We start from the raw sequence: 20639 nt of genomic DNA, 5'->3' as shown, positions 1-20639 counted from the left end.
CAGAAGGCCCTTTTTTATTAATGCCCGAAAGCGTTAAGCAGCTTCGGCGAAACGGCGGTTCACTTCGTCCCAGTTGATGGCGTTGTAGAACGCGGCAATGTAGTCGGGGCGGCGGTTCTGGTACTTGAGGTAGTAGGCGTGCTCCCATACATCGAGGCCCAGTACGGGCGTGCCCTGGCAGCCGGAGTCCGGCATTAGCGGGTTGTCCTGGTTGGGCGTCGAGCAGATCTTCACCGAGCCGTCGGTCTGCTTGCACAGCCAGGCCCAGCCGGAACCAAAGCGCGTGGTAGCGGCTTTCGTGAATTCTTCCTTGAACTTCTCGTAGCTGCCGAATGCCTTCGTGATGGCCTCGCCTACCGCGCCCGTGGGCTCACCGCCGCCGTTCGGGCCCAGAATGGTCCAGAACAGGGAATGGTTCCAGTGGCCACCGCCGTTGTTGCGCACTGCTGCCGGGGCCGAGGCAATATTTTGCATCAGGTCTTCGAGGCTCTTGCCTTCCAGCTCGGTGCCGGCAATGGCGTTGTTAAGGTTCGTGACGTAGGCCTGGTGGTGCTTGGTATGGTGGATTTCCATCGTCTGCGCATCAATGTGCGGCTCCAGAGCGTCGTAGGCGTAGGGCAGTTTGGGCAGTTCGAAAGCCATAGTAGTTGGGTTTTGAGGTGATGGGAGAGAAAAACCGGATGCGGGGCCAGCCCCGCGTCAGAGTATAACCGCCGCACCCCGGTCAGGGTTGCGGGGCCGGCCAAAAGTAGCCTATTTCCGCTTCCGCGCGAAAAACTCCCGCATTATCTCGCCGCACTCCGCGCCCAGCACCCCCGTCACCACTTCTGCTTTCGGATGCAGCAGGTTGCCGTGGCGCCGGTACCCGAATTTGGGCTCGTCGGCACCATATACCACGCGCCGCAGCTGGGCCCAAGCCGTGGCGCCGGCGCACATCACGCAGGGCTCCACCGTCACATAGAGCGTGCAGTCGGAGAGGTATTTGTTGCCGACGTGGTTGGCGGCAGCCGTCAGGGCCAGCATTTCGGCGTGGGCCGTCACGTCGCGCAGCTTTTCGGTCTGGTTGTAGGCTCGCGCAATAATCTGCCGGTCCAGCACCACCACGGCTCCAATCGGAATTTCTTCTTCCGCAAAAGCGTAGCGCGCCTGCTTCAGCGCCTCGCGCATGTACTGCTCGTCGGACATGAGTGGCGGGTTGGTGGAATGAGGAAGTGTCATCCTGAGCTTGCGAAGGACCTTATCACGTCAGCCGGTAGGCAGGATATTTTTCTCAGGCGTCACAAGGTCCTTCGTAAGCTCAGGATGATAGGTTGTTGGCAGCATTCACTTCACAGTCTCCTGATACTTACTTCATCACAATGCTCTGCATCACGGCCTGCGCGGTGGGCTGCCACTGCGCCTGCTCGTCGGCGGGAGCCACGAAGGTGAATACCGTGAGTTGGTCGCCGGTGATGGTGTACTGCACCATTTGGTAGCGGCGAATAGGAGCCAGATTGCTGGTCCGGCGGTTGTCGGCCACTGTCGAGACGAACTCCAGCACCACAAAATCACGCTTGTTAATAGTACGGATGTCCTCGGCCAGAAAATCGACCTTGGAGTACATATTCTGGATGCTGGCCTTGTAAATCTTCAGCAGCAGAGCGTAGTCGCGGTTGCTGAAGGTGCTGGGCTTCTGGGCCACGCTGAAGTCGACGCGGCCACTGGGGTTGCTGAACACAGCCAGCGGCTTGCGCGGCGACGGATATTTCACGGCAATGCCATCATCGGGCAGCGCCTGAAAGCCGTCGGGCACACCCACGCTGATGCTTTTGTTGATGGCCGTTTTTTTGAGCTTTGGAGCTACGAATGCCACCAGACCCAGCAGCAAAAACAGCAGCGGCGCAAGGCGGAAAAAAGAGGAAGTAGTTTTCATAGACGCAGGCAAAGGTACGAGGATGAGGCGTCAGGCCCGGAAAGGAGCCCTGCCAGGTACCAAACGACCACCGGGCCGCCTGGTAGTGCCACAAACGCAAAGCTCCGAAGCCGCAACGACTCCGGAGCTTGCAAATGGGCTGCTTAAAAGGCCGTTAGCGGCGCTTCTTGGCCACCGGAGCCGCCGGATATTTAATCTTGACGCTCTTCCAGTAAACGTAGTTGCCGGTCTTGGCTTCAATGAGGTAAGTGCCGGCCGGAATGCGGCCCAAGTCTACCGGCTCGCCGGTGTTGTTGGCCGGATCGAGTTCCGTGGTGTACACGGGCTGCTTTTTGTAGTTGGTCATCACCAGCGTGCCGGGCTTGGTAAACTGCTGGGTAAAGCTGAGCATGATGGTCTGGCCGTTGGAGGCCGGAAACACGTCGATGCCCGACAGAGTTTCCACCCGCTTGATGGGGCCGCTGAGAGTCACGGCCTCCGCTTCGGACTTGGTTTTAACCTCGGTGCCGTTTGCCGTTTTGGCTTTGGTTTTGATCTTGGTCTGGGCCTGAGCGGCTGAGAAGGAAAGGAGGGTAGCAGCCAGAGCGAGCAGAACGGGGCGTTTCATAGGAAGGCAAAAAAGAGGTTGTGGTCGGAGGGGAGTTGGTTCGGGAAATGCCTTTGCATACTCCGTACCAATTTTTCGCAAGCTTACGCAAAACCCTGATGCGCCGCTTAAATCGTGAAGTATTCTGCCACGCTACATCTGCAGTATCAGCCTGCCAGCCACGTTTTTTCCCTCCCTGACTGATTTTTCCTGCCTACCTTCGCTATTAGTATAGACCTCAGAACGAAGAAATCAGACGAGAGAAAACCTGGCTGCCTGGGCTTCCTCACCATTCTCACCTCTAAGGTCTCACCTCTCAGCTCTACTGAAATGCTCCGGACTCATACCTGCGGCGACTTACGCCCCGAACACATTGGCCAAACCGTCACGCTCTGCGGCTGGGTGCAGCGCACCCGCGACAAAGGCGGCATCCTGTGGGTAGACCTGCGCGACCGGTACGGCCTCACGCAGCTGGCCCTGGAAGAAGGCGTGGAAACCGCCGAGGTGCGCGAGCAGGCCCGCCAACTGGGCCGCGAGTTTGTACTGAGCGTGACCGGCAAAGTAGCCGAGCGCCACTCCAAAAACGACAAAATGCCCACCGGCGGCATCGAAATCCGGGTGGAAAAGATTGATGTGCTCAATCCGGCCAAGCTGCCGCCCTTCCTGATTGAAGACGACACTGACGGCGGCGACGACCTGCGGATGAAATACCGCTATCTGGACCTGCGCCGCGCCCCCGTCCGCCAGAACCTGATGCTGCGCCACCGCGTGGCCCAGGCTACACGCCGCTATTTGGATGGCCAGGAGTTCATCGAGGTGGAAACGCCGGTACTCATCAAAAGCACGCCCGAAGGCGCCCGCGACTTCGTGGTGCCGTCCCGCATGAACCCCGGCGAGTTCTACGCCCTGCCCCAGTCGCCGCAGACGTTCAAGCAGCTGCTCATGGTGTCGGGCTTCGACCGGTACTTCCAGATTGTGAAGTGCTTCCGCGACGAAGACCTGCGCGCCGACCGCCAGCCCGAATTCACGCAGATTGACTGCGAAATGTCATTTGTGGAGCAGGAAGACATCCTGAGCACCTTCGAGGGCCTGGTGCAGTACCTGTTCCGCGAGGTGAAAGGGCTGGAAATCGGGAAATTGCCCCGCATGACCTACGCCGACGCCATGCGCTACTACGGCAACGACAAACCCGACACGCGCTTTGAAATGCGCTTTGTGGAGCTGAACGACGTGGTGAAAGGCCACAACTTCCCGGTGTTCGAAGCGGCCGGGCTGGTAGTGGGCATCTGCGCCACCGGTGCGGCCAGCTACACCCGCAAGCAGCTCGACGAGCTGACTGAATATGTGAAACGCCCCCAGATTGGTGCTACCGGCCTCGTGTATGCCCGCATGGAAGCCGATGGCTCGGTGAAGTCGTCGGTGGACAAGTTCTACGGCCAGGAGCAGCTCCAGCAGTGGAAAGCCGCTTTCAACGCGCAGCCCGGCGACTTGCTGCTGGTACTGGCCGGGGAGCCCAACAAAACCCGCAAGGCCCTATCAGAGCTGCGCCTGGAAATGGGCCAGCGCCTCGGCTTACGCAACAAAGACACGTTTTCGGCGCTGTGGGTCGTGGATTTCCCGCTGCTCGAATACATCGAGGAGGAAGGCCGCTACTTCGCCATGCACCACCCCTTCACCTCGCCCAAACCCGAGGACGTGGCCCTGCTCGACAACCCCGACACGATAGGGGAGGTGCGCGCCAACGCCTACGACATGGTGATAAACGGCGTGGAAGTGGGCGGTGGCTCCATCCGCATTCATGACCGCGCCGTGCAGGCCCGCATGTTCTCGCTGCTGGGTTTCTCGGATGAAGAAGCCAAAGCGCAGTTCGGCTTCCTGCTCGACGCTTTCGAGTACGGCGCGCCTCCGCACGGCGGCATTGCCTTCGGCTTCGACCGGCTCTGCAGCCTCTTCGGTGGTGCCGATTCCATCCGCGACTTTATTGCCTTCCCCAAAAACAACTCCGGCCGCGACGTCATGATTGATTCGCCTTCGCAGATTTCCGGCGCCCAGCTAAAGGAACTGAGCATTGCTACGGCCGTGGTAGGGAAGTAGCAGATGGAGCCGAAGGATTATCCTAACGTCTTTTTCAATTCTCCTAGAGGTGGATATCTAGGTTTATTCGTTGGCTCTGTCAGCTTTGTGTTTTCTGCGTGGGCTGGCACGCAAAGCCCACCAAAAATGGCCATCATGGCTGGCGCTATGTTGGTGGGTGCTGCCCTCTGGTTGATAGGCTTGAGTATTTTAATGACTACAAAGGCTCTTTTAAAACTTGGGCCAAGTGGTATATGGACCCCTAAGCTTGGGTTTCTTCCCTGGAGGCACGTTCAAGTCGCGCTTGATTCGGTTTCCAGTGGGAAAGCCGGTTCATTCGAGATTTTAATCATTAAGAACCGACAAAGCCAGAAACGGCTTGAGGTGATTTTTCTCACAAGTATGAGCGGTCCTACAGAGAAGTTAGGCCAGCTACTACGGCAATACAAGCGTGATTAACACGTAATCATAGATACTAAAAAGTGGCGCCTGATGCATCAGGCGCCACTTTTGCTTCATAGAAATAATTACTTCTGATAGAATTGCTGATCTGATAAATATTTAGATATTTGTCTAAAGACCTAACCGAACTTGAACGCCCTCTTCAAAGCTCTTAACGACCCCACGCGCCGCGCCATTCTGGAATTGCTGCGTGAGCAACCACGCACGGCTGGGGAAATAGCCGATTACTTCCAGTTCTCGAAGCCTACCATCAGCCACCACCTCGACCTGCTCCGCCAAGCGGACCTCGTCAGCAGCGACAAACAGGGCCAATTCGTGACCTACACGCTCAATATGACGGTGATGGACGAACTACTGGGCTGGTTGCTGCAATTTCAAAAGTCATGAAAAATCAGCGCCTTTTAGGAGGAGTGATAGTAGTATTAATTGCAGCGTTGCCTTTGTTGTTGTGCTATTATCTCGACGACCTGCTTCCCACTCAGGTGCCTACCCACTACACCAATGGCCAAGCTGATCTATTTGCTAGCCAACAACGGCTACGGGAGGTAGCCACACTGCCTCTAGTGTTGTACTGCGTCCTGACGCTCATACCGCAAGTACACCGCACTGGATTTAACTTATGGCGTAGCCATCGTCAGCGCCAGCTTCGAGCTGTGTTGGTAACTGCTTTTAGTGTGATGCTACTGGCTGTTCTATACCGTGTAATCTCCCCTTCCTTAATAGGGATAAAGCTTATCTGATAAACTTTACTGCCATGAAACGTCCTTTTTCCACCTGGCACCTACTGCTGGTGCTGCTGCTCGTGCTGCCTACTCTATACCTTGCTTACAGCTGGAGCGCACTGCCCGCACAGATTCCTACGCACTTTGATACTGCTGGAAAGGCCGACGGCTATACCGCCAAGCAGCATATGTGGCTGCTGTGCCTGGGCTTGCCGGTAGGCACCTACCTGCTGCTGGCGTTTCTGCCCCGCTTCGACCCCAAGCGGCAACTGGACGCCGGCAATTCCAATTACCAGAAACTGACGCTGGCCGTAGTCGCCTTGATGAGCGGGCTGTCCATATACAGTCTGTACGCGGCGCTGCATCCAGGCCAGCAAACCGGGCAGGGCCTGGCGGTGCTCATGGGGCTGTTTTTCGCTTTTATCGGCAACTACCTTACTACCGTGCAGCCCAATTATTTTGTGGGCTTCAAAACGCCGTGGGCCCTGGAGTTTCCGCGCATCTGGGTGCGGGTGCACCGCGTAGGCGGCCGGCTGTTCTTCGCTACGGGTGTGCTGAGTGCTGTGCTTGGTCTGCTGGGAGTGGTAGCGGCCGCCACTACAGTGCTGGTAGTGGGGGCGCTGGCAACGGCGGTTGTGGCCTACAGCTACTCGTACTGGCTGTACAAGAAGGAAATGCCGGCCACTACCAAGTAAGCAAGGGCCGAAGCAGCAGCGGGCGGGAGTGAACCAGGCTGTTCAGGGTAGTGGCCTCCTACGGGCCGGTTTAGGAGGCATGCTATACAGTATAGGATTGTGTTAATGTAATTCGGTACATTCAGCCACTTGGTCTGAGCTGGCTGCTATGAAACACTCCGTTGCTTTGTGGTTTCTGCTGATGGCCCTGTCAGGGCTTTGGAGCCGGCGCAGCTGTGCACAATCCGCGGCGGAGCTACGCTTCGAAACCCTCACCAATGCCCACGGGCTGACGGAAAACAGCGTGTACAGCATCGCGCAGGACGCAAAAGGCTTCCTGTGGGTTGGCACGCAGGATGGCCTGAGCCGCTACGACGGGGTCGGTTTCCGCACGTTCCGCAGCGACGCCCGCCGGCCCAGCAGTCTGGCCAGCAACTTCGTGCTGTCGTTGTGCCACGACCAGGTCGGGCAGCTATGGGTAGGCACCGCGGGTGGCCTTTCGCGCTACAACCCACGCACCGGCCGGTTCCGGACGTACCGGGCCGAACCCGGCGACTCCAGCGGCCTGACCAATAATTTTATCCGGGCGGTATACTGCGACCGGCAGGGGCGGGTGTGGGCCGGGGCCGAAGATGGCCTGCACGAAATCAGTCCGGCCGGCCGGCGCTTTCGGCTGTTTCGCCACGCCGCGAAGGTAGCCGGCAGCGTGCGGCAGAATTCAGTGCGGGCTCTGGCCCAGGACCGGGCCGGTACGCTCTGGGTCGGAACCGGTGAAGGAGCCGTCAGTCGGCTCGATACCGCGCGCCGGCTCCTCCTTACCGATCCGCGCCTGACGCCGGCCGGCGCCATCACCACACTGTGCCCCGACCGCAAAGGCGGGCTGTGGGTAGGCTCGGAAACGGGCCTGCTGCGGTATCTGCCGCCGGCCAATGGCGCTACCCGCGTATTTGTGCCCGGCGCAGCCCCCGGCCAGCTGCCGCCCGGTGCCGTACGCAGCCTGCTGGAAGACCAGCAGGGCAGAATCTGGGTGGGTACCAGCGAAGGGCTGTGCCGCTATGAGCCCGCCACCGGCACATTCAGCCGCATTGTGCACCAGCCCCGGCAGCCCCTGAGCCTGCCCGATAATACAGTGCAGGCGCTGTTTCAGGGCACTTCCGGCCTGCTCTGGGTCGGCACGGAGGGCGGCCTTACCCACACCGACCTGCGCCCTCGGCCGTTCAATACCATCCCGGTTACATCGGCGCCGGCCCCCATATGGGCCGTAACGTCAGATGGTGCCGGTTGCATTTGGGTAGGCACCGAAGACCAGGGGCTGATATGTTATGAGCCAGCTACCGGCCGCCGACGTCTGTTCCGCCACAATCCGGCGCAACCGGGCAGTCTGGCACAAGATTTCATTAGAGCCTTATGCTTCGGAAAGGATGGCCGCTTGTGGGTCGGCACGCAAAGCCACGGACTCGACTGCCTGCTGCCGGGTGCCACCGAGTTTGTGCACTACCGCCACAGCGCTACTGTGGCAGGCAGTCTGTCCGACGACTTTATTCGCTCCCTCTACGAGGACCCCTCCGGACGGCTCTGGGTGGGTACCGAAGGAGGGTTGAACCGCTACGATGCCGCTAAACAGCGGTTTACTGTATTTCGCAATAAGCCCGGCGACGCCAACAGTCTCTCCAACAACTTTGTGCGCGTAACGCTGCAAGACCGCCAAGGCCGGCTCTGGATTGGTACTGGCGGCGGTGGGCTAAGCTGCTACAATCCGGTTTCCGGCCGGTTCACCACGTTTCGCGCTGATGGACACAATCCCCGCAGCCTGAGCAGCAACTTTGTGCGCTGCCTGCTGCAGGACCAGCGCGGCACCCTCTGGGTGGGCACCGAAGGCGGAGGCTTTTGCCGGCTCGATGACCCGGCCAAGGGGCGGTTTACTGTGTTTCGGGAGTCCGAAGGCCTGCCCAACGATGTCGTGTATGGCATGCAGGAAGACCGGCAAGGCTACCTCTGGCTTTCTACCAACAAGGGCCTAGCCCGCTTTGCGCCCCGCACCAGCCAGTTTCACACCTTCGATGAGCGGGATGGTCTGCTGCAGGATGAGTTTAATGCCGGCGCCAGCCACCGGGCTGCCACTGGGCGCCTCTACTTCGGTGGCGTGAACGGACTGGTTGGCTTCTTGCCGGCGGCAGTGCAAACCAACACCACTCCACCAGCTGTAGTACTAACCGGATTCCGCCAATTCAACCGGCCTGTGGAACTGCCAGACACGGCTATTACGGAGCGGCGCGTATTGCGCCTCGGACCCCAGGACTACTTTTTTTCGCTCGAATTTGCGGCCCTGAACTTCCGCCAGCCCGACAAAAACCGCTACGCCTATATGCTGGAGGGCTTCGACAAGGACTGGATTGATGCCGGGTCTCGCCGGGAAGCTACCTACACCAACCTCGACCCCGACATCTATACGTTCAGAGTACGGGCCACCAACAACGACGGCGTCTGGAGTCCGCAGGGTGCGGCGCTACGTATCATCGTAACGCCGCCCTGGTACCGCACCTGGTGGTTTCGGGTAGGCCTAAGCTGGGTGATATTCGGGCTGCTGTTCATGGCCTACCGGATGCGGGTGCGCCAACTGCTGGCATTGGAGCGGGTGCGCCACGGCATTGCCCGCGACCTACACGACGATATGGGCTCCACGCTCAGCAGCATTTCCATTCTGAGCCAGATTGCCCGCAACCACCAGCATCAACACCGCCCCGAGCAGGCCGCCGCGCTGCTGGAGCAAATAGGGGAGTCGTCGCGCCGCATGCTGGACGCCATGGACGACATTGTGTGGGCCATCAATCCTGCGCACGATTCGCTGGAGGACGTAACGGCCCGCATGCGCAGCTTTGCTTCGGAGGTGCTGGAAGCCCGCGGTATTGAATTTGTGTTTCAAGCCTCACCTTCCATGCAGGGCCTGAAACTGGACATGCGTGCCCGGCGAGAGTTTTTTCTGCTGTTCAAAGAAGCCATAAACAACCTTGCCAAATACGCCCGCTGCCAGCATGCCCGCATCCAGCTGACCTATGAGCAGGGCCTGCTTCATCTCACCGTACAGGATGACGGAGTCGGGTTTGACCCTACGCAGCCGGCGCAGGGAAGTGGCAATGGCCTCACGAATATGCGCAGCCGGGCCGCCGCTATGGCTGGCCAGCTCACCATCGAAACAGCTCCTGGCCAGGGCACCACGCTGCATCTGAGAGTTCCGCTCAGTGACTAAGAGCGTGACGCAGCAGTACACCGCGCCGTCAGCCAGTTTTTCTAGTAGCTGTTGCTCACATTATTATGTAATCGGATAGCGCCGCTGAAGCGCGTACCTTAGCTAGATTCCCGGCTTACCTGCCTCTTATGATGGAAACTGTTACCCGCGTCCTGATTTACGAAGACAACGCTGACCTGCGGGCCAGTCTGAGCCAGCTGCTTTCCGGATCTTCGGGCCTGGAGCTGGCCGGAGCACTCAGCAACTGCACCCAGGCCGAGGCTGATATGGAGCGCCTGCGCCCTGATGTAGTGCTGATGGATATTGACATGCCCGGCTGTACCGGCATCGAAGGTCTGCGCCGCATCAAGGCTGTGGCGCCCGGCGTGAACGTGGTAATGCTAACTGTGTTCGAAGAAAACGACCGGGTATTCGATGCCATCTGCGCTGGTGCCGACGGGTACCTGCTCAAGAAAACGCCCCCAGCCCGGCTGATAGATGCCATTGGGGAGGTGCGCGCCGGAGGAGCCCCCATGACCCCCGCCATTGCCCGCCAGGTGCTGCGGCTGTTTCCGAAAGCGCCGCGCCGCACCACCGCCGACGAGTCGCCGGCCAACCTAAGCGCCCGGGAGCAGGAAATTCTGGGCCTGCTGGTAGAAGGCTACAGCTACAAAATGATAGCCGCCGACCGGGGCATCAGCATTGATACGGTCCGCTCGCACATCAAGAAAATCTATGAGAAGCTGCATGTGCGCTCCATGACCGAAGCCGTCAGCAAAGCCCTTCGTCAGGGCCTGACGTAGCTGGTTGGGGCCGGAGCAAGGTTGCCAACGGCTAGCTATACGCCACCCTCTCACATCATTGTGTGATTGACGGGCACGCTGGAATATGGCACCTTCAACCTGACCAACGACCCCGGCAAATCTGCGCAAGTGGAGGGCATCCGGAGCCGGTTGGGTTACCTAAATGCCTGTTGATATGCCGCACCCGCGTCCGCAGCTGCTGATTTCTTTATTGGGCCTCTGGATTCGGAAGCACCCCGCCCTGGCCTGAGTGCTTCCAGAATGAGAGTGCCCCAGGCAGCCGCAGTCGGAAGCTCTTCTGCTGCGGTGCTGCAACCCGTAGCGGCTCTGGCAGGCACCACCGCCGGAAAGGATGCCGGTTTCAGGCAGCCTCCGACGGTGGCACAGGGGTAAGCCGCATCATAATCGAAATGGTGCTTGCGCAACGGAAAAGCCTATATTCGGTGTCCGCACACTGTTTGATCTGCTCCGTCTATGCGCCTGCTCCGTGACCTGAAGCTCGATGAGGTATTTGTTCTTGATATCGAAACGGTGCCGTGTGTAGGCTGCCACGACGACCTGCATGAGATGCTCAAGGAACTCTGGGAGCACAAGTGCCACGCTCTGCGCCGCGAAAAAGGCTGGATTTCGCACCACGACCATATTGCGCCTCTGCCGGATACGCTGCACGCCGCTACTCTGTTTGAGCAGGCGGGCATCTACGCCGAATTTGGGCGGGTGGTCTGCATTTCTATCGGCCGCTTCCGGACGGCGCCCACTGGCGAGCTGCGCTTTAGCGTGAAGTCGTTTTATGGGCACGATGAGAAAAAGCTACTGCAGGAGTTCAGTGAAGTCATCAGCCACCGGCCGCATTTCCGGCTGTGTGGCCACAACAGCAAGGAATTTGACTTTCCGTACCTGTCGCGCCGGATGCTCATCAATGGCCTCGAACTGCCGCCCCACCTCGATACGGCCGGCAAAAAGCCCTGGGAAATCACCCACCTCGATACCATGGAACTCTGGAAGTTCGGCGACCGGAAATCCTTCACTTCTTTGAGCCTACTGGCCGCCATGTTCGGCATTCCAACGCCCAAAGACGATATCCAGGGCAAAGACGTAGCCCGCGTATACTACGAGGAAAATGATTTGCCCCGCATTGCGCGCTATTGCCAGAAGGATATCATCACCACGGCCCGCCTGCTCCTCAAGTTCCGCGGCGACGAGCCGTTCAGTGACGATGCAGTGCAATATGCTGACGAAGCTACGGTGCTAATGCAGCGCGCATAGGCAGCAATAGTAGTACCATGCCTGTCGCTACGTGCAGCTGGAATACTTAATTCATTTGCTCTGCTTTCACCTAAAAAGCCTTTTGCTGACGCGAGAGGCATATTAGGTGAATTACATATAAAATTATATGTAATTATTGTAATAAAAAACTTACCTTTTATGAGAAGTTGGACTCTAGTGCTGCAAACCCATGGAACAAACCCTATTGCAAACTGCTCGCGCAACTTTTACGAAAGATGTGCTGACCGCTCTGGCTAAGGCTGGCCCGGAGAGCGAAACCGAATTAAGAACCGGCCTCGACCAGCTGCTACCGCTGGCCCTGCACACGCTGATAGGGCGTATTGAGAAACCATACGGCCCCGAAATCTTCTGGAAGCTCAGCCGCGAAGCATACGGAGCCAGCGTGTTGGAAGCTCTGGCCAGGCCAGGGCAGAATGGCTGGCAGCAGCGTAGCGAAGACCTGATGCGCGACCTGCTTGGCGATGCACACGATGCTATTGTGCACGACCGGGCTACCGCCACCGGACTTGATGACCGCACGGCTGCTCACCTATTGGGCATCAGCACAACTGCTATTCTGGGCGTTGCTGGGGACCTTGCGCAAGAGAATAGTCTAGACCCAGCGGCCCTTGCCGGATGGGTAAGCAGAGAAAAAGATACTCTCCGGCGCGCGTTGCTCGTCAGCCGGCAGACAGTGGCCGCCGACGGAAGCAGCCGTAGCCTGGCGGAGCATCCGCTACCGCCCGACTACGCCACGTTGCCGGAAATGGCAACTGATGGACCGGTTCGGATAAGACCGGCGGCAAGTGAGGCCTATTTTGTCGCTCCTTCGACTGGGGCGGCTGGCAGTGGTCCTATACGGTGGCAATGGGGGCTGTTGCTACTGGTGGCCGTGTTGCTGGGCTACCTGTTCGGGCACGACCGGCCGGCCCCGCGCCAGCCCGTCGACGGGGCGGCAGTAGCCTCCCTGAGCCCGGTAGCCACGTCTGCGGCTACTAGTTCCAAAGCCCCAACTGCTGCCGTGTCCGGCCGCTACGACGATGCCAGTGGCAACTACATCTACGATACCGGCCAGCCCATTATTCTGCGCCTCGCCGACGGCACTACCCAGAAAGTAGGAGCCAATTCCACCGAAAACCGCCTCTTCACCTTCCTCGCCGACCCGGCCATTGAGGTGGATTCCGTGAATCGGACTAAAGGCTGGATCAATTTCGACCGGGTGTATTTCGATCCGGGCGCTACCACGCTCACCGACGAATCGTTTCAGCAGCTGCGCAACGTGGCCAGCATCCTCAAAACCTTCCCAACTTCTGTAGTAAAGCTGGGCGGCTACACTGATAGCACCGGCACCCCGCTGAAAAATTTTCAGCTGAGCGAGGAGCGGGCCAAAACGGCTATGCTGGCCATGGCCGGTATGGGCATTGACATGAATCGGATTCAGGCCAAAGGCTACGGCGGTAAGTTTTTCATTACTCCCAACGCCACACCCGAAGGCCGCGCCCTCAACCGCCGCATCAGCATCCGCGTGATTAAGAAGTAGGCCGCGCGGCCTTTGCTCCGCCTATCTCAGACTGCTTATTTCACCTGCGCCTTGTGGCGGGCTTCCTCTAAAGCCAGTTCCAGCGCCCGTACCAACACCGCATCGTGTTGCTTCTCCAGATCAGCCAGTGTGTTTTCCACGACTATATCCGGCTGCACCCCAATGTCTTCCAATGCCTTTCCCTCTGGCGTAGTGTAGCGCTGGTTAGAAAGAGTTACGTCGAGGCCGTTTGGTAGGTGCACGCTGTGCATATCCGACAGCATGCCTTTGGTGGCCGTGCCCACCTGCGTAACCTGTGGAAGCTGGGTGAGGGCAATAGCTAAGTCTTCGGCGGCACTGGCCGTTTGGTCGGAGGTGAGCAGCACCAGCGGGCCGGTGAACTGGGGGCCGGCCGCCGGCGTGACGTATACCGGTTGTGGTTCTGTAAACAGGTCGTAGCCGCCGGGCCGGCGTAACGCTTTGTAGTTGGCCAGATACCGCGCCTGCGTAAAGTGTCCGGCCAGTTCGTAGCCGCTGTGTCCGCCGCCATTGTCGCGTAGGTCGAGCAGTAACACTTGGCAACCCTGGAGCTGCTTCAGGGCCTGAGAAAATAGTCTCTCCAGCTTATGCTGGTCTTTTTTCTCCTGCGCCTCCGTGCCAATAGCCCCGCTGATATCGGCGAAACTGCGGGTCAGGTGCAGGTATCCGACAGAGCCATTCTGGCTGGTGTAAAGCACCTGCTTGCCCTTAAAATCGGGCCCGATACCTTTCACTGGTCCAAATCCAGCCTTTTGCAACTGCGCATATGTCACGCGCCAGAACTCCGGCTGCACAGTTTTGAAAGTCTGTTTGAACGTATTGCGGGTGCTTTCGCCCTTGTACAGGATTGCCTCGCCCCGAGAAATGGTAATATGCCCGTCGTGCAGCGGTTCCACCATCTGGCGAAATACCTGCACCAGCGTGTCAGTGGGAGTAGTGGCTGTAATACGCGGGCGAAAGGTGCGGTAGGAGGCCTCCCAGTTTACTTGTTTGAGGGGAAAGAAGGCGTAGTTGTCGCGGAAGGTCTGCCAGAACTGCTCGAAGCTTTGCTCGGGTAGGCTTAGCAGCGTAGGCGTTTGAGCAAAGACCGGAAAGCGTAGCACAAACAGAGTCAGCAGCGTCAAAGGAAATTTCATGGCGACAAGTATAGCCGGATTCGAGCAGATGAATTACTGGACATGGTTGCTACAGACCAGGTATTGCGGATGGCTCAAAAGAAAACGACCCTACCAACTGGTAGGGTCGTTTCAATATGGGAGAGAAGGGAAAACGAATGATTCAGGCCTACAGTACACCGGCCACCAAACCCGGCAGCACGCCCAACAGCACGGTGAGGGCAGCCAGCAGCAACAGCGCGCCCGCCTGAAACGTGCTGACCGGTACTGGCGATTCGGTAGTCGCGTCGGTGTCGCGCATGTACATGGCAATGATGGGGCGCAGGTAGTAGTAGATGCTCACCATCGACATCAGCACGGCAAACACCACCAAGCCGATATAGCCATTCTCCACGGCCGCCGAAAACACGAAGAACTTGCCGAAGAAGCCGCCCGTGAGCGGAATACCAGCCAGACTCAGCATGGATACCGTGAGCGAAAACGCCAGCAGCGGATTGGTTTTGGCCAGCCCGTTCAGACCGTTGTAGTCCTCGCGCTGACGGGCATCGGCCACCAGTTTCACCACCCCGAAAGCGGCGACGGTGGCTACTGAGTAGGCCAGGGAGTAGAACAGAATACCGTTGGCGGAAGCGCCTTCCAGCTGGCCGTTGTAGGCCACCAGCGCAATCATCAGGTAGCCGGCGTGGGAGATGCTGGAGTAGGCCAGCATGCGCTTGATGCTGGTTTGGGCCACGGCGCCCACGTTGCCGATGAGCAGCGTAAGCACGCACATGGCGGTAAGCGTGGGCAGCCAGATGCCCTGGGCATTGGCAGCCGGGAAGGCCTGCACCAGCAGCTTCAGGAAGGCGGCGAAACCGGCGGTTTTCACCACCGTGCTCATGAAGGCGGCGAAGAACGTAGGGGTGCCCTCGTACACATCGGGCGTCCAGAAGTGGAAGGGCGCGGCCGATACTTTGAAGCCGATGCCAATCAGCATCAGCAGCATGCCAATGTAGAGCATGGGCGTGAGCGAGGCATTGACCGGATTCTGCACCGCGAAGCTGATTTCGCTCAGCACGAACGTGCCGGTGGCGCCGTACACCAGCGCCATGCCGAAGAGCAGGATGCCGGTGAAGAACGCGCCCATCAGGAAGTACTTGAGGGCGGCCTCGTTGGAACGCAGGTTGCGCTTATCGGAGCCGGCCAACACGTACATGGCCACGCTCAGGATTTCGATGCCCAGAAACAGCATCAGCAGGTGGTTGTAGCTCACCAGCATAATGGCGCCCACTAGCGAAAACAGCAGCAGCGAGTAGTACTCGGCCAGGTTGCTTTCGCCGTCGAGCACGTATTTCTGGGAGAAGGGCACCAGCACCAGCGCCGTCAGCAGCACGATGCCGGTGAAAGCCACCGAGAAGTTGTCGATGGTAAGCATGCCGTTGAAAAACGGTTGCGCGCCCTCGTTCCAGTCGATGAAGTTCACGGTCAGCACCAGCCCCAGGATGAGCATCATCACGGGCAGCAGTAGCCGGTTGGAGCGGCGGAAACCCAGGAACAGGTTGCCGAGGCCCAGAACGGAAAGGAGAATGATGGAATTCATATGGTCGGCTGGAGTTCCCAAGGCTGAAGCCCTGGGCTATGGAGCGTGTACAAATGCGGCCCGAATAGCCAGAATAAGAAGCAGAACCGCTGCGTAGACCAGGACTTCAGCCCTGGGACGCGGGTGGAACTACCGTTTTACTACCTCGTTCAGAATGTTCAACACGCTGCCTTCCGACAGGTGCAGGAACGTGTTGGGGAACAGGCCGATCCAGAACACCAGCACGATGAGCGGCACCAGCAGGGCCAGCTCCGAGCCGGTGAGGTCGGTGAAGGTTTCGGTGAACGAGGAATCGGGGCCGAGCATCACGCGCTGGAACATGCGCAGCAAGTACACCGCGCCCAGAATGATGGTCACGCCAGCGACGGCGCCCATCCAGGCGTTGAACTGGTACACGCCGGCCAGCAGCAGGAATTCGCCCACGAAGCCGTTGGTGAGCGGCAGCGCCACCGTACCCAGCAGCAGCACCAGGAAGCACACCGTCAGGACGGGCGCTTTGCGGGTGAGGCCGCCCAGGTCCGCAATATTGCGGGTGCCGGTGCGGCTCTCAATGGCGTCGGCAATGAAGAACATACCTACCACGTTCACGCCGTGGGCCAGCATCTGAATGGCGGCACCCTGCAAGCCCATCTGGGTCAGCGAGAACACGCCGGCAATCATCAGGCCCACGTGCGACAGAGACGAGTAGGCAATCAGCCGCTTCACGTCCTGCTGCCGGATGGCGATGATGGCGCCGTAGATAATGCCGATAATGGCCAGAATCAGGATGAGGTTTTGCCAGTAATCCACGCCCATCGGCACCACCGGCAGCAGCCAGCGCATGCAGCCGTAGATACCCATTTTCAGCATGATACCCGAGAGCAGCATGGTGGCTGGAGCCGGAGCCTCGGTGTAGGTGTCGGGCTGCCAGGTGTGGAAGGGGAAGATGGGCATCTTCACGGCGAAGGCCGCGAAAATCAGCCAGAACAGCCATACCTGCGTTTCGGCAGGCAGGTTGAGGGCGTAGAACGAGGCCAGCGCCGAGTTGTGGGCCGAGAGGCCGTCGGCGGCGGGGCCGGTCTGGAAGTAGAGGTACACGAAGCCGGCCAGCATGAACAGCGAGCCGATAATGGTGTACAGGAAAAACTTGAACGTGACGCGGGCCCGGTTCACGCCGCCCCACACACCGGCCAGGAAGTAAATCGGAATCAGGGCCACTTCCCACATGAAGTAGAACAGGAAAGCATCCTGGGCCGTGAAGACGCCCACCAAACCGGTTTGCATGAACAGCACCAGCGCGTAGAACACCGACTCGTTCTCGAAGTTGCGGCGGAAGGCGCTCAGCAGAATCACGGGCACCAGCACGGCCGTCAGCAGCACCAGCAGCAAACTCAGCCCGTCCATGCCCACCGCGAAGTGGATACCGGCCGAGGGAATCCAGTTCAGGTTGAAGCTGAATTGGCCGGAGTTGTTGGCGTTGAACGTGAGGGCGGCGTAGGCCGCCAGCGCAAATTCAACCAGGGCCGCGCCCAGCGCCGGAACCCGGGCCGCACGGCCTTTGAAGAAGTGCAGCAGCAGGGCGGCCGCCACGGGCCAGAGTAGAAGAAGGACAGTCAGCATGTAGAAAAAACCGCAGATTTCAGGCGCACACCAGACGCAAGGAGGGCCAAGGATGGGCTGGCCGAAGCAGCCCTAATTTTTTTCAATTACGATGACCTTAGGACCGCCTAAAGCCTGACGGCGCTCCGAAAAAGGAGTGCCATTGTTAGTCACAAAATCAGCCGTGGCCTGTTCGTCAAGGGTACCATTATTCATAAGCTGAGCTTTTACCACTTTGCGGGCTACATCAATAGCACGTAAGTGCAAGGTGGTAGGAAACGTAGTTTCAGCTTTTGCACCAGAGCCAGTGAAGACAAACTGCAGGTACAGGACTTTTCCTTGCGGGTCGGAGGCTTTTACTTCTGACGGATCGTTGAAAAGTTGTTGTTTCACAACGAATAGCCGTTTGCCCTCCAACGACTTTATGTAGTAGAAGCAGTCTACATCCATAATGCCGCAACCTTCCTGTTCAATCAAAGCATACTTTGCTCCATCGACCAAAATGGCATCCCCCTTCACTTCTATCTTTTGCTTCTGAGCAAAGGCGATGTTCACTAAGAAGGTGAATACAAGAGTGAGGAAACTGTATTTCATAGCTCTATTTTAAAACTTCCCGAAGTTCAGCGCCATTACCAGCACGATACCCACCACCATCAGGATGAGGTAGGTTTCCACGGAGCCGGTTTGCACGTAGCGCAGGAGCTGGCCCCCGCCCATAGTCAGGCGGCCGAAGCCGTTCACGATGGGGTCGATGATGCCGTTCTCCACGTAGCGGAACAGACCGCGCGAGAGCCACATGATGGGGCGCACGATCAGTGCGTTGTACAGCTCGTCGATGTAGTACTTGTGGTAAATCAGGTTTTCGAGGAAGCCGCGCGACTCGCCGTCTTCCACCGGGCGCACCCCGCGGCTCACGTACTGCACGTAGGCCAGAATGATGCCCAGCACGCCCGCACCCACCGAGAGGCCAATGAGCATGAGTTCGGTGGCGTGGTCAGGGTGTACGCCGAAGGCGGCCGGGTTCAGCTGCTTGGAGTAGGTGAACAGGGGCGCGAGGTAGTTGGCTAGGTAGGCGTTTTCCTCACCCAGGAAGAAGGGCGCGTTCATGAAGCCACCCACGGCGGCCAGAATAGCCAGCACGATGAGCGGCAGCGTCATGGAAGCCGGCGACTCGTGCAGGTGGTGCTTCTGCTCCTCGGTGCCCCGGAACTCGCCGAAGAAGGTGAGGAACAGCAGACGGAACATGTAGAAGGCCGTCAGGAAGGCCGTGAACAGGCCCACCGCGTACAGCACCTTGCTGTGCTCGAAGGCGTGCAGCAGGATTTCATCCTTGGAGAAGAAGCCCGAGAAGGGCGGGATGCCGGCAATGGCCAGGCAGCCCACGAAGAAGGTGATGAACGTAATCGGCAGGGCTTTGCGCAGGCCGCCCATGCGGCGCATGTCCTGCTCGTTGCTCATGGCGTGAATCACAGAGCCGGCGCCCAGGAACATCAGCGCCTTGAAGAAGGCGTGGGTCAGGACGTGGAACAGGCTGGTGCTGTACCCCATCACGCCCAGAGCCAGGAACATGTAGCCCAGCTGCGAAACGGTGGAGTAGGCCAGCACCTTCTTGATGTCGTTCTGTGCCAGGCCGATGGTGGCGGCAAACAGGGCCGTAGCCGCGCCGATGATGGCAATAACTTCGAGGGTATCGGGGGCCAGCGTGAACAGCACGTTGGCGCGCAGAATCATGTAGATACCGGCCGTTACCATGGTAGCGGCGTGAATCAGGGCCGACACGGGGGTAGGGCCGGCCATGGCGTCGGGCAGCCAGGTGTAGAGCGGCAGCTGCGCCGATTTACCGGTAGCACCCACGAACAGCAGCAGCGTAATGGCCGTGACCACACCCGCGCCAATCTGCATCGTTGATGCTTTCTGGAACACCTCGGCGTACTGCACCGAGTCAAAGGTCAGGTAAATCAGGAAGATGCCGAGCAGGAAGCCCAGGTCACCGACGCGGTTGATAATGAAGGCTTTCTTAGCGGCGTTGTTGTAGCTGGTGTTTTTGTTCCAGAAGCCGATGAGCAGGTAGGAGCACAGCCCCACGCCTTCCCAGCCGATGAACAGAATCACGAAGTTGGCGCCCAGCACCAGCACCAGCATGCTGAATACGAACAGATTCAGGAAGCTGAAAAACTTGCCCACGTTCTCGTCGTGGTGCATGTAGCCGATGCTGTACACGTGAATCAGGAAGCCCACGCCCGTTACGAGCAGCAGCATAATCAGGCTGAGTTGGTCGATCTGGTAGCTGAACGGAATCTGCATCGAGCCGACCGAAATCCAGTCGAACAGCGTGACGGTGTACTGGTACTGGAAGTTCAGGAACAGGAACACCGAAATGGCGAACGAGCCCAGCACCGCCAAGCTGCTGATGGCACCGGCCACCGTGCCCGAAAGCTTGCGGTTGAGCAGCCCGTTGATCAGAAAGCCCAAAAACGGCAGCAGCGGAATAAGCACGTACAGAAACGTGGAGTACGGCGCGCCGGCAGCGGGGATTACAGTTTCTTGCATAAGTCAGGGATGCAGAAGTACGTCTGTCATCCTGAGCGGAGCGAAGGATATTATCACGTTAGAACGGTAATCGTTCAGAAATAATCCAGACGTGATAAGATCCTTCGCTCCGCTCAGGATGACATGGCAAATCAGAACTTCAGGCGGTTGAGCAGAGTGACGTCGGTATTCTGCAGGTTGCGGTAAATCATCACAATAATGGCCAGCCCGACCGCCACTTCGGCGGCGGCCACGGCCATGATGAAGAACACGAAAACCTGTCCGTTGGGGTCGGCGCGGTAGGCCGAGAAGGCAGTCAGCAGCACATTCACGGCGTTGAGCATCAGCTCCACGCACATAAAAATGATGATGGCGTTACGCCGGGTAAGTACGCCCAGCACACCGATGCTGAACAGCGCGGCGGCGAAGAAAACGTAGTACTGAAGAGGAACCGTTTGGATAACCTGCGGTATGTTCTGGTCCATGCGGTAGCGTTGGCGGCGGAACGAATCCCCATCGGCCGGGGCACGGCGGGGCAATTAGCTGGCAAAGGTAT

General features: G+C 58.7%; 17 protein-coding genes. 7 read left to right on the top strand and 10 right to left on the bottom strand.

The window, feature by feature from the left end:
• Positions 1-33 precede the first annotated feature (33 nt).
• The 4 genes from H4317_RS16555 to H4317_RS16540 form a co-directional block, all read right to left on the bottom strand.
• The gene (locus tag H4317_RS16555; RefSeq protein ID WP_185887669.1) at positions 34-642 is read right to left on the bottom strand and encodes a superoxide dismutase; all 609 of its coding nucleotides are present in this window, start codon (positions 640-642) and stop codon (positions 34-36) included.
• A gap of 111 nt (positions 643-753) precedes the next feature.
• Positions 754-1218: a nucleoside deaminase gene (locus tag H4317_RS16550; RefSeq protein WP_221899172.1), complete on the bottom strand. Its 465-nt coding sequence runs from the start codon at positions 1216-1218 to the stop codon at positions 754-756.
• A 127-nt stretch (positions 1219-1345) separates the two neighbouring features.
• Positions 1346-1912 (bottom strand): hypothetical protein, encoded by a 567-nt coding sequence (locus H4317_RS16545; protein WP_185887668.1) that lies wholly within the window; start codon positions 1910-1912, stop codon positions 1346-1348.
• Between the two features lie 154 nt (positions 1913-2066).
• On the bottom strand, positions 2067-2519 hold the full coding sequence (locus H4317_RS16540) for a hypothetical protein (protein ID WP_185887667.1): 453 nt from the start codon (positions 2517-2519) through the stop codon (positions 2067-2069).
• 309 nt (positions 2520-2828) lie between these two features.
• Between H4317_RS16540 and aspS the strand changes: the two genes are divergently transcribed.
• From aspS to H4317_RS16505, 7 genes are all read left to right on the top strand, one after another.
• The gene (gene aspS, locus H4317_RS16535; RefSeq protein ID WP_185887666.1) at positions 2829-4592 is read left to right on the top strand and encodes an aspartate--tRNA ligase; all 1764 of its coding nucleotides are present in this window, start codon (positions 2829-2831) and stop codon (positions 4590-4592) included.
• Positions 4593-5162: 570 nt separating this feature from the next.
• The gene (locus H4317_RS16530; protein WP_185887665.1) at positions 5163-5420 is read left to right on the top strand and encodes an autorepressor SdpR family transcription factor; all 258 of its coding nucleotides are present in this window, start codon (positions 5163-5165) and stop codon (positions 5418-5420) included.
• 367 nt (positions 5421-5787) lie between these two features.
• Positions 5788-6450 carry an SdpI family protein gene (locus H4317_RS16525; RefSeq protein ID WP_185887664.1) on the top strand — a complete coding sequence of 221 codons (663 nt, stop codon included), beginning with the start codon at positions 5788-5790 and terminating at the stop codon, positions 6448-6450.
• 148 nt (positions 6451-6598) lie between these two features.
• The gene (locus tag H4317_RS16520) at positions 6599-9676 is read left to right on the top strand and encodes a sensor histidine kinase (RefSeq protein WP_185887663.1); all 3078 of its coding nucleotides are present in this window, start codon (positions 6599-6601) and stop codon (positions 9674-9676) included.
• A gap of 128 nt (positions 9677-9804) precedes the next feature.
• Positions 9805-10458: a response regulator gene (locus H4317_RS16515; RefSeq protein WP_260625710.1), complete on the top strand. Its 654-nt coding sequence runs from the start codon at positions 9805-9807 to the stop codon at positions 10456-10458.
• A 474-nt stretch (positions 10459-10932) separates the two neighbouring features.
• Entirely contained in the window at positions 10933-11724 is a 792-nt protein-coding gene (locus tag H4317_RS16510) for a 3'-5' exonuclease (RefSeq protein ID WP_221899171.1), read from the top strand.
• 190 nt (positions 11725-11914) lie between these two features.
• Complete coding sequence (locus H4317_RS16505; protein ID WP_185887662.1) at positions 11915-13264, top strand: OmpA family protein; 1350 nt, start codon at positions 11915-11917, stop codon at positions 13262-13264.
• A 35-nt stretch (positions 13265-13299) separates the two neighbouring features.
• Here H4317_RS16505 and H4317_RS16500 read toward each other — a convergent pair whose 3' ends face one another.
• From H4317_RS16500 to nuoK, 6 genes are all read right to left on the bottom strand, one after another.
• Entirely contained in the window at positions 13300-14418 is a 1119-nt protein-coding gene (locus tag H4317_RS16500) for a S41 family peptidase (RefSeq protein ID WP_185887661.1), read from the bottom strand.
• 148 nt (positions 14419-14566) lie between these two features.
• Complete coding sequence (locus tag H4317_RS16495; protein ID WP_185887660.1) at positions 14567-15976, bottom strand: NADH-quinone oxidoreductase subunit N; 1410 nt, start codon at positions 15974-15976, stop codon at positions 14567-14569.
• Between the two features lie 129 nt (positions 15977-16105).
• Entirely contained in the window at positions 16106-17575 is a 1470-nt protein-coding gene (locus H4317_RS16490; protein WP_185887659.1) for a complex I subunit 4 family protein, read from the bottom strand.
• Positions 17576-17647: 72 nt separating this feature from the next.
• Positions 17648-18148, bottom strand: a complete 501-nt coding sequence (locus H4317_RS16485) for a hypothetical protein (protein WP_185887658.1) — start codon at positions 18146-18148, stop codon at positions 17648-17650.
• 9 nt (positions 18149-18157) lie between these two features.
• Positions 18158-20104, bottom strand: coding sequence for an NADH-quinone oxidoreductase subunit L (gene nuoL, locus H4317_RS16480; RefSeq protein WP_185887657.1), 1947 nt, complete (start codon positions 20102-20104; stop codon positions 18158-18160).
• A 131-nt stretch (positions 20105-20235) separates the two neighbouring features.
• Entirely contained in the window at positions 20236-20568 is a 333-nt protein-coding gene (nuoK, locus tag H4317_RS16475; protein ID WP_185890075.1) for an NADH-quinone oxidoreductase subunit NuoK, read from the bottom strand.
• Positions 20569-20639: the final 71 nt, after the last annotated feature.

Origin of the sequence: Hymenobacter sediminicola, from assembly GCF_014250515.1 — a bacterium.
GTDB classification, from domain to species: domain Bacteria; phylum Bacteroidota; class Bacteroidia; order Cytophagales; family Hymenobacteraceae; genus Hymenobacter; species Hymenobacter sediminicola.
Note: the sequence above shows the minus strand (reverse complement) of the source record. Positions and strands in the feature narration are given on the sequence as shown.

Coding starts and splice junctions, on each gene's coding strand:
- nuoK (WP_185890075.1), bottom strand. CDS start 20,568: ATGGACCAGAACATACCGCAGGTTATCCAAACGGTTCCTCTTCAGTAC.
- H4317_RS16490 (WP_185887659.1), bottom strand. CDS start 17,575: ATGCTGACTGTCCTTCTTCTACTCTGGCCCGTGGCGGCCGCCCTGCTG.
- H4317_RS16510 (WP_221899171.1), top strand. CDS start 10,933: ATGCGCCTGCTCCGTGACCTGAAGCTCGATGAGGTATTTGTTCTTGAT.
- H4317_RS16505 (WP_185887662.1), top strand. CDS start 11,915: ATGGAACAAACCCTATTGCAAACTGCTCGCGCAACTTTTACGAAAGAT.
- H4317_RS16555 (WP_185887669.1), bottom strand. CDS start 642: ATGGCTTTCGAACTGCCCAAACTGCCCTACGCCTACGACGCTCTGGAG.
- H4317_RS16545 (WP_185887668.1), bottom strand. CDS start 1,912: ATGAAAACTACTTCCTCTTTTTTCCGCCTTGCGCCGCTGCTGTTTTTG.
- H4317_RS16500 (WP_185887661.1), bottom strand. CDS start 14,418: ATGAAATTTCCTTTGACGCTGCTGACTCTGTTTGTGCTACGCTTTCCG.
- H4317_RS16515 (WP_260625710.1), top strand. CDS start 9,805: ATGATGGAAACTGTTACCCGCGTCCTGATTTACGAAGACAACGCTGAC.
- H4317_RS16525 (WP_185887664.1), top strand. CDS start 5,788: ATGAAACGTCCTTTTTCCACCTGGCACCTACTGCTGGTGCTGCTGCTC.
- H4317_RS16520 (WP_185887663.1), top strand. CDS start 6,599: ATGAAACACTCCGTTGCTTTGTGGTTTCTGCTGATGGCCCTGTCAGGG.
- H4317_RS16550 (WP_221899172.1), bottom strand. CDS start 1,218: ATGACACTTCCTCATTCCACCAACCCGCCACTCATGTCCGACGAGCAG.
- nuoL (WP_185887657.1), bottom strand. CDS start 20,104: ATGCAAGAAACTGTAATCCCCGCTGCCGGCGCGCCGTACTCCACGTTT.
- H4317_RS16495 (WP_185887660.1), bottom strand. CDS start 15,976: ATGAATTCCATCATTCTCCTTTCCGTTCTGGGCCTCGGCAACCTGTTC.
- aspS (WP_185887666.1), top strand. CDS start 2,829: ATGCTCCGGACTCATACCTGCGGCGACTTACGCCCCGAACACATTGGC.
- H4317_RS16540 (WP_185887667.1), bottom strand. CDS start 2,519: ATGAAACGCCCCGTTCTGCTCGCTCTGGCTGCTACCCTCCTTTCCTTC.
- H4317_RS16485 (WP_185887658.1), bottom strand. CDS start 18,148: ATGAAATACAGTTTCCTCACTCTTGTATTCACCTTCTTAGTGAACATC.